Raw genomic sequence first — 9176 nt, forward strand, 5'->3', positions numbered from 1 at the left:
CAGATCAACCCCACCGACCAGGAGGCCTGAGATGGCTGTACGCAGGGAGAGCGTGCGACTCGACGTCGAGGGCACGTTCGTAGCCGACATGACCAAGGCCGCTGGCGCGACTGCGCTGCTGAAGCAGGAGCTCGACCGCCTGGACGGCACCAACGTCCGCGCCGGCCGCTCGCTCGGCCAGGTCGAGGACGGCGCCAAGGACGCCGACAAGAGCCTCGGCGGGCTGAAGAAGACCACCGGGGAGACCTCGAAGGAGGTCGACCGCCTCTCGGGCCGCATGACGATCATGCGCGACCTCGCCATCACCCTCGGTCCGGCGCTGATCCCGGTCGGCGCCGCGGCCGTGCCCGCGGTCATCGGCCTCGCCGGCGCCTTCGGTGCCGCCGCGGCCGGCGCTGGCGTCGCGCTCGCCGCGTTCCACGGCATGGGCGACGCCCTGAAGGCGCTCGACGCCTACCAGCTCACGCCGACCACCGAGAACCTGCAGAAGATGCAGGAGCAGATGGACAAGCTCGGGCCTGCCGGCGCCGAGTTCGTCCGCTTCCTCGACTCCCTCGAGCCCCAGCTGCACTCGCTGCAGGGCCTGGCCCGCGAGGGACTGCTTCCGGGCGTCGAGCAGGGCCTCACGTCGATGCTGCAGCTGATGCCGAAGGCCCGGCTGATCGTCTTCAACCTCGCCACCGAGATGGGCAACCTCTCCCGCGAGGCAGGGCAGGCTCTCGGCGGCCCGAAGTTCGCCGCGTTCTTCGACTACCTGCAGACCGACGCCGCCCCGGTCATGGCCGACTTCGCCCACGCGATCGGCAACGTCGTCGCCGGCCTCGGCAGCATCGTGGTCGCCTTCGGCCCCCTCACGCGGGAGTTCACCGGCGGCATGGACGACATGGCCGCCTCCTTCGCCCGCTGGGCCGCTGGCCTGGCCGCCTCCGACGGGTTCCAGGGCTTCGTCGACTACGTCCGGCAGACCGGCCCGGAGGTCATCGAGCTCCTCGGCGCCGTCGGCACCGCCTTCGTCGGCATCATCCGCGCCGCCGCGCCGCTCGGCCAGGCTGTCCTGCCGGTGCTGACCGAGCTCGCCCAGATCATCGGCACCATCGCCGACAGCCCGCTCGGCGCCCCGTTCCTCACGGGCGTAGCCAGCGTCCTGGCCTTCAACCGTGCCGCGAAGATGCTCAACGCCACCCTGAAGGCCACGAGGGAGAGCGCTGCCCTCACCGGCGGGGGGCTGGCTACGTCACTGCAGTTCGGCGGCACTGTCGCCGCACTCGCGGCGATCACCAGCCAGATCCAGAAGCTCGAGCGCAGCCTCGACGAGGCCCACCTCGCCGAGAACCTCCAGGTCTTCGCCGACGGCGGCAAGGCGGCCGGCGGGATCGACCTCATCGACAACAGCCTGCGCCGGGTCAACAGCATCACCTTCAAGGCCACCGAGCCCCTCGCGGAGTTCGCCCGAGGCTTCGGCCTCTTCGGCGACACCGAGATGGACCGCGCCCAGAAGAACCTCCGCAGCGTCGACGACGCCCTGGCCCAGATGGTCGGGTCCGGCAACCTGCAGGCCGCGAAGGACGCCGTCGAGCGTCTCAGCGACCAGGCCCGCGCTCAGGGCATGTCCGTCGACAAGGTCACCGAGGCGCTGCCGAAGTACGCCCAGGCGCTCAAGGACTCCGACGCAGCCGCCGGCGGCGCCGCGGCCAACGCCAACGCCTACGAGGCCGCGCTCAACCGCGTCGCCTCGACCAACGGCTTCACCGCCTCAGAGATCCGCGGCATGACCGAGGCCATGCAGCAGCAGAACAGCGCCGCCCTCGCCTCCTTCGACGCCGTCACCCAGTACAGCCAGGCGCTGAACACCGCCGAGGCCGCAGCCAAGAAGAGCAAGGCCGGCCTGAAGGGCACCAGCGCGGAGGCGATCGCCAACCGCCAGGCGCTCTCCGGACTGGTCGCGGCGTGGAACAACCAGGGCGACGCCGTCCGGAACAGCTCCTCGAAGTACGAGGAGGCCAAGGCTGCCCTGATCCGCCTCGGCACCAAGATGGGCGCCACCAAGGCCGAGCTGCGCCAGCTCGCCAAGGCGATGAACCTCCCCGACAAGATCGTCACCGACCTCAAGCTCAACGGCGGCCAGGCCGCGCTCTCCGCGATCGCCCGCCTCAAGCGCGACCTGGCGAGCGTCCCGCGGTCGATCCGCACCGACTACTACGTCAACCAGATCAACGGCATCAACAAGCGGGCCGCCAACCCCGGGATGATGGGCTACGCCGGCGGCGGCACGGTCGAGGGCCAGCGTCAGCCCTACGCCGACAAGGTCCTCACGATGCTCGCCCCGGGCGAGGAGGTCATCTCGAATCGCTTCGGTCAGGCTGACAGGCACCGGGCGCTCCTGAAGGCGATCAACGCCCAGCACTACGCCCTCGGCGGCACCGTGCAGGCGCTCGCAGGTGGCGGCACCGCCGGCATCGGGACCGCGACCAGCGCCGGCATCGGGTCCGCGATCTCCTTCGAGTTCTACGCCTCCACCCGCGGCCTGGCCGGCGCGATGAAGGAGGCCGCGAGCTGGTCGAAATCGGAGACCAACCAGCGGAAGAAGATCCTCCTGGGGATGCTCGCCCGCGACAAGGCCGAGGCCGAATCCCTGAAGCGTCGCCTGGACTTCTACCGCCAGGAGCGCGCGCAGCTGACGTCGTCGATCAAGGACCGCCTCCGGACCGACATCTTCACCCAGCCCGCCGGCGCCGCCCAGGCGTACCGCCAGCTCGACCGACCGGACAACTTCGCCCAGCTCACGCCCGACCAGCAGAAGCAGTTCCTGCAGACCGAGTACCAGCTGAACCAGACCCTCGGGTTTGGGCAGCAGCCGCAGGGCACCAGCCCGGCATCAGCGCTCTACGGCGACATCAAGAACGCGCGCGAGATGCAGGAGCTGATCCGGAAGCTGAAGTGGCGGGGCCTCAACGGCGCCGCGCTCTCCGACCTCCTGCAGAACGCCTCCATCGACCAGATCCGCGCCATGGCGAATGGGTCGAAGGCCGACGTCGCGAAGTACGAGCGGCTCTACAACACCCGCGACCGACTCACGCAGCAGGTCGCCAGCCAGGCCGGAACCGCGGCGTTTGGCGATCAGATCCGCGCCCTCCGCGCCGACTACGCCAAGACCCTCGAGCACCAGAAGGCAGTCGAGCGAGAGAACCGGATCACCAACAGCCGACTGAGCGCGATCGAGGCCGCGACCAAGCACGTCGGCAAGGACGTCGGAAAGGAGGTCGGCCGGGAGATCAACGGCGCCGCGCGAGCCGGCTCCCGCGGCCGCGCCTGACCCGTAACGTGACACAGCAGGGCCCTCGACGATCGAAGCGTCGAGGGCCCTGCTGTGTCTTCTCGGGCCTGTACGGATCCCGTGGATCTGCGCCTACTGCTCGAGGTCCACCAGGTCGGCGAGATGCAGCAGCCGGCGCGCCAGCGTGCGCGCCTCCCCTGACGTGAGCGGGAACGCGCAGACGTGTCGGTCGCTCCCGGTCGCGTCGACTTCGGTCTCGAGCCGAATCTCGGCCTCGAGCCACCAGTAGTCTTGGGGCTCGGCGAGAAGGTCGACCCGGAGCCACGAGACGTTGTCACCGCTGCGACGGCGGGCCTCGAACTGCGGGCCACGGTGGACCGCAGCCACGTCGAGCGGGCAGCCCTCCTCGAAGGACTGCTCGTGCGTGCGGTCGCACCAGGAGGGGTGCGTCTTCGGCAGGCTCTCGGCGCTCATCGGGCTGCTCCGAGGGCCTCGCCGAGTCGGCGAGCGCGCTCGACCAGCAGGTCGGTGTTCCACTGCGACATCCACGCCTGTGCGCGGACGACGGCGGCGGTGAAGACCGCGGCGTCCTCGACGTTCTCGAAGATCACCGCGTCGAGGTCGGTGTCGATGTCGATCATCCACGGGTCATCGCCGTAGGCGACGAGGTCGACGCGCCAGGCCTGGACGATCTTGCCGCGCACACCCGCCTTCCGCGCCCAGTTGCCGACCGAGGTCATGTGGACCGCGTCGTCCGGATCGACGCCGTGTCCGCGGTGCTGCGAAGCGGTGTCACAGCCGGGGCGAGCGCAGGTGTCTCGGCTGGCTTCGCTGATGACGCCCCCGGCGTCAGGTGCGGTGGTGTTGCTGTGGTGCACGGTCTGTCCCTCTCGTTGAGGGCCGCGTGCTGCCTCCTGTCTGGTTCTGGCACAGGAATGGCACGAGGCCGGTCTCCTTGACTGGAAACCGGCCTCTGACCTGCGGAAATGCTGGTGGGCGATACTGGGTTCGAACCAGTGACCTCTTCGGTGTGAACGAAGCGCGCTACCACTGCGCCAATCGCCCGCGTGCGGCTCCGGCACGAGGCCGGTGCTGCGGTCGCCGACTGTAGCGCATGGGGCCGGTGGTGCTCACAATCGGCGTCACCAGCCGAGGAGCGCGCTCTCGTGCTCGCGCCAGGCCGCCGCGGCCGCCCGGGTCACGGGGCCGGGAGCGGGCAGGTCGCGGTCGTCGAGGCGGTGCACGCCCTGCACGTCGCGCAGGCTGGAGACGAGGAGGACCTCCTCGGCCTGCTCGAGCACGTCGAGCGGCGCGTCGACCTCGCGTGCGCCGCACCACTCCAGCACGAGGGCGCGGGTGACGCCGGCCAGGCAGCCGCTGGCGAGCGTGGGTGTGCGCAGCTCGCCGTCGAGCACGTAGAGGACGTTGGAGCCGGTGCCCTCGCACAGCTCGCCGACGGTGTTGGAGAACAGCGCCTCGCTGGCGCCGTGCTCGGCGGCCCGCGCGAGCGCGACGACGTTCTCGGCGTACGAGGTCGTCTTCAGCCCCGCGACGGCGCTGCGCTCGTTGCGCGTCCACGGCACCGTCACGACGGCCGTGGTGGCGGGGGAGGGCGCGACCGGCCCGGCGGCGACGGCGAGCGTCGGGCCGGCGTCACCGCGGTTCGAGCCCAGGGGGGAGGGGCCGCCGGTCACCGTCACGCGCACGCGCCCGAGCGCCAGGTGCTCGGCCTCCAGCACCGCCCTCATGCCCGCGACGACGTCCTCGCGCGGGGGAGGGGTGAGGCCGAGGCCACGGGCGCTGCGCTCGAGGCGCGCGAGGTGGCGCTCGAGGGCGAAGGGGAGGCCGTCGACGACCTTCATCGTCTCGAAGACGCCGTCGCCGACGGTGACGCCGTGGTCGACGACGCTGATCGCCGGGGTCTCGGGAGTGGGCAGGAGGTGGCCGTCGATCCATGCGCGCATGCGCCTCACCCTAGGCATCGCGAGGGTGCGACGCCGCCCTTCGCAGGCGCGCCGGAGGGTCGCTCCGAGGCCGTCGGACGACGCCCGGCAACCCCCGCGAAACGCCCAGGACACCCGGATTTGGCGCCCCTGCGGGTCTGGGCTAATGTTCCTGTCGCACGCCGGGTCCAGGCCCGGAGCGCAAGCGGACGTAGCTCAGTTGGTAGAGCGCAACCTTGCCAAGGTTGAGGTCGCGAGTTCGAGCCTCGTCGTCCGCTCGGAGAGGTCTCTCTCTTGGTTAGGCCTCCGTGGTGGGTTGGCCGAGAGGCGAGGCAACGGACTGCAAATCCGTGTACACGGGTTCAAATCCCGTACCCACCTCCACAAGCTTCACCCCGGGCGATTGGCGCAGCGGTAGCGCGCTTCCTTGACACGGAAGAGGTCACTGGTTCAAACCCAGTATCGCCCACCACGACGAAGGCCCCGCTCGATCCGAGCGGGGCCTCTCGCATTCCCAGGGCAGGCATCGTGCCGGCCCGGGACGCCGCGGCGAAGCCGTCGGAAACCGCCGCGCGAGCGACGCGTCCACCTCGCTACGATCACGAGGTCCGCCGAGCCGTGCGGGCGCATCCCCAGACGAGGAGTCACCCGTGTCCGAGATCAAGGTCGTCCGACATCACGCAGACCAGCGTGAGGAGCGGACGGTCACGACCGGCACCAAGGCGTGGGAGCTCTTCGCCGAGGATCCCGCGATCATCGCGGCCCGCGTCGGGGGAGCGCTCAAGGACCTCTCCTACGAGCTCGCCGACGGCGACGAGGTCGAGGGCGTGGCCATCGACTCCGCCGACGGTCACGACATCCTGCGCCACTCCTGCGCCCACGTGATGGCCCAGGCCGTGCAGGACCTCTTCCCGCAGGCGCGGCTGGGCATCGGCCCGCCGATCCAGGACGGCTTCTACTACGACTTCGACGTCGAGACCCCGTTCACCCCGGCCGATCTGGAGAAGATCGAGACCCGGATGCGCAAGATCATCAAGGAGGGCCAGCGCTTCTCCCGTCGCGTCACCACCGACGCCGAGGCGCTCGCCGAGCTCGCCGACGAGCCGTACAAGGTCGAGCTGATCGGCCTCAAGGGCTCGGGCCAGGGCGAGGACGCCGCCGAGGGCGCGGGCGTCGAGGTCGGCGCCGGCGAGCTCACCATCTACGACAACGTCCGCCGCGACGGCGAGGTCGCCTGGAGCGACCTGTGCCGCGGCCCGCACCTGCCCACCACCAAGCGCATCCCGGCGTTCAAGCTGATGCGCAGCGCGGCGGCGTACTGGCGCGGCGATGAGAAGAACAAGCAGCTGCAGCGGGTCTACGGCACCGCGTGGGAGTCCAAGGAGGCGCTCGACGAGCACCTCCACCGGCTCGAGGAGGCCGAGAAGCGCGACCACCGCAAGCTCGGCCGCGAGCTCGACCTCTTCTCCTTCCCCGACGAGATCGGCTCGGGCCTGCCGGTCTTCCATCCCAAGGGCGGCGTCATCAAGCGGGTCATGGAGGACTACGTCCGCCAGCGCCACATCGAGGAGGGCTTCTCCTACGTCGGCACCCCGCACATCAGCAAGGACGGCCTGTTCCACACCTCCGGCCACCTGCCGTACTACGCCGACACGATGTTCCCGCCGATGGAGCTCGAGGGCGCGAACTACCAGCTCAAGGCGATGAACTGCCCGATGCACAACCTCATCTTCAGCTCGCGCGGGCGCTCCTACCGCGAGCTGCCCCTGCGGCTCTTCGAGTTCGGCAGCGTCTACCGCTACGAGAAGTCCGGCGTCATCCACGGCCTGACCCGCGTGCGCGGCTTCGCCCAGGACGACTCCCACTCCTACTGCACCCCCGAGCAGGCCCCGGCCGAGGTCAAGCACCTGCTCGACTTCATGCTGGGCGTGCTGCGCGACTTCGGCCTCGACGACTTCTACCTCGAGCTCTCCACCCGCGACGACTCCAAGCCCGACAAGTTCGTCGGCTCGGATGAGGACTGGGCCACCGCCACGCGGATCCTCGAGGACGTCGCGCACGCGTCGGGTCTCGAGCTCGTCCCCGACCCCGGCGGCGCGGCGTTCTACGGCCCCAAGGTCTCGGTGCAGGCCAAGGACGCCATCGGCCGCACCTGGCAGATGGGCACCGTGCAGTACGACTTCAACCAGCCCGCGCGCTTCGGCCTGGAGTACAACTCCTCCGACGGCACCAAGAAGCAGCCGGTGATGATCCACTCGGCGAAGTTCGGCTCCATCGAGCGGTTCCTCGGCGTCCTGGTCGAGCACTACGCCGGCGTCTTCCCGCCGTGGCTGGCCCCGGTGCAGGTGCAGGCGATCCCGGTGGCCGACGCCTTCTCCGACCACCTGCACGACGTCGCGCGTCAGATGCGGGCTCGTGGGCTGCGCGTGGAGGTCGACGACTCCGATGACCGCATGCAGAAGAAGATCCGCAACGCCCAGCTGCAGAAGGTGCCGTTCATGCTCATCGCGGGCGCCGACGACGTCGCCGCCGGCGCGGTGTCCTTCCGCTACCGCGACGGTCGCCAGGACAACGGCGTCCCGGTCGCCGAGGCGATCGAGCGGGTGCTGGCCGCCGTGGAGTCGCGCGAGCAGGTCTGATCCGTCCAGCCCACCCGTCTGAGCGGGGTCGAGCCTCACGGCTCGGCCCCGCTCGTCGCATGCAAGCGGCCACAGCCCCGCTGACCTGCGGGAACGTCGTGTGGACGCCGGGGGAGGGGCTGCCGCGTGTGACCTGAGTTACCAGCCGGTAACTTTTACCGCGACACGATGTCGCGGAAACCCTTGTAAGCGGACGCCATGTCGCACTAACCTCCTCTCACCTGCCCACGACGACGTGACGCCCGAGAGGTGACCCGAGATGACCGCGACCCAGATCCCCGCCGGCCTGCCGACCGACTCCGCCGCAGTCCTCGCCTCGATCGAGGAGATCGAGCAGCAGACCGCCCGCATGGTCGCCGCGAAGTCCTACGAGGACCGCCTGCGCACCCTGTCCGAGGCCTCCGTCGAGCGGCACTTCGACGCCTTCGTCGACATCGACTGGGACCACCCCGACTGCGCGATCCGCCTCGACGACACCCGCTGGATCCTCCCGGAGGTCGACGTCCTCGGCCGCACCGAGTGGTACCGCTCGCTGCCGCAGGACGAGCAGATCCGCGTCGGCCTCTACCGCCAGGCCAACATCACCAAGGTCGGCCTGCAGTTCGAGCAGGTGCTCATCGCCGGCCTGATGAACTACGCCTTCACCCTCCCCAACGGCTCCCCGGAGTTCCGCTACGCCACCCACGAGGCGACCGAGGAGTGCCACCACACGCAGATGTTCCAGGAGTTCACCAACCGCTCCGGCATGCCGGTCGAGGGCGGCCACTGGCTCCTGCGTCACGTCGCGCCGTTCCTGCCGCTCGCCGCGCGCTGGGTGCCCTACGGCTTCTTCTGGGGCGTGCTGGCCGGCGAGGAGCCGATCGACCACGTGCAGAAGTCGATCCTGCGGGCGGGGAACGACATGCACCCGCTGCTGCAGCGCATCATGCAGATCCACGTGGCCGAGGAGGCCCGTCACATCGGCTTCGCCCACCAGTACCTGCAGCACAACTCCCCGCGCCTCTCGCGCGTCCAGCGCGCGATCCTCTCGGTCGCGATCCCGGTGATCATGCGCTGGCTGTGCGACGAGATCCTCGTGCCCAGCAAGAAGGCCCAGCGCGACATGGGCATCCCGAAGAGCGTCGTGAAGGAGCTCTACTGGGACGCCCCGGAGTCGCAGAAGTTCCTGCGCGACCTCTTCGGCGACGTCCGGATGCTCGCCGAGGAGACCGGGATGATGAACCGCGTCTCGCGCCGCGTGTGGGCCCGCCTGGGCATCGGCGGCCGGCCCTCCCGCTTCCGCAGCGAGGTCGCCTCGTGGGTGGCGTAGCGGAACTCCGG

General features: G+C 70.1%; 6 protein-coding genes and 4 tRNA genes. 6 read left to right on the forward strand and 4 right to left on the reverse strand.

Translation table 11 applies throughout. From position 1 onward, the window contains the following. Positions 1–31 precede the first annotated feature (31 nt). Positions 32–3313 carry a hypothetical protein gene (locus ACZDWJ_RS17690; RefSeq protein WP_463523136.1) on the forward strand — a complete coding sequence of 1094 codons (3282 nt, stop codon included), beginning with the start codon at positions 32–34 and terminating at the stop codon, positions 3311–3313. A gap of 93 nt (positions 3314–3406) precedes the next feature. Here the strand turns inward: ACZDWJ_RS17690 and ACZDWJ_RS17695 are convergent, their stop codons facing one another. The 4 genes from ACZDWJ_RS17695 to ACZDWJ_RS17710 form a co-directional block, all read right to left on the reverse strand. Then, positions 3407–3748 (reverse strand): hypothetical protein, encoded by a 342-nt coding sequence (locus ACZDWJ_RS17695; RefSeq protein ID WP_463523138.1) that lies wholly within the window; start codon positions 3746–3748, stop codon positions 3407–3409. Beyond that, positions 3745–4014 carry a hypothetical protein gene (locus ACZDWJ_RS17700; protein ID WP_463523140.1) on the reverse strand — a complete coding sequence of 90 codons (270 nt, stop codon included), beginning with the start codon at positions 4012–4014 and terminating at the stop codon, positions 3745–3747. Before ACZDWJ_RS17700 ends, ACZDWJ_RS17695 begins: the two co-directional genes overlap by 4 nt. 250 nt (positions 4015–4264) lie before the next feature. After that, positions 4265–4339: transfer RNA gene (locus ACZDWJ_RS17705), tRNA-Val, on the reverse strand. A gap of 77 nt (positions 4340–4416) precedes the next feature. Further along, complete coding sequence (locus ACZDWJ_RS17710; protein ID WP_463523142.1) at positions 4417–5238, reverse strand: aminotransferase class IV; 822 nt, start codon at positions 5236–5238, stop codon at positions 4417–4419. A 184-nt stretch (positions 5239–5422) separates the two neighbouring features. On the opposite strand from ACZDWJ_RS17710, the gene ACZDWJ_RS17715 reads away from it, so the two are divergent. The 5 genes from ACZDWJ_RS17715 to ACZDWJ_RS17735 all read left to right on the forward strand — a co-directional run bounded on the left by ACZDWJ_RS17715 (position 5423) and on the right by ACZDWJ_RS17735 (position 9165). After that, a tRNA-Gly gene (locus ACZDWJ_RS17715) sits at positions 5423–5495 on the forward strand. A gap of 32 nt (positions 5496–5527) precedes the next feature. Then, positions 5528–5601: transfer RNA gene (locus ACZDWJ_RS17720), tRNA-Cys, on the forward strand. Between the two features lie 13 nt (positions 5602–5614). Then, positions 5615–5689 (forward strand) — tRNA-Val (locus ACZDWJ_RS17725). A gap of 178 nt (positions 5690–5867) precedes the next feature. Further along, on the forward strand, positions 5868–7856 hold the full coding sequence (gene thrS, locus ACZDWJ_RS17730) for a threonine--tRNA ligase (RefSeq protein ID WP_463523144.1): 1989 nt from the start codon (positions 5868–5870) through the stop codon (positions 7854–7856). Positions 7857–8115: 259 nt separating this feature from the next. Next, positions 8116–9165 (forward strand): AurF N-oxygenase family protein, encoded by a 1050-nt coding sequence (locus ACZDWJ_RS17735; protein ID WP_463523146.1) that lies wholly within the window; start codon positions 8116–8118, stop codon positions 9163–9165. Positions 9166–9176: the final 11 nt, after the last annotated feature.

The sequence above is a fragment of the Nocardioides sp. B129/18 genome (assembly GCF_055282735.1).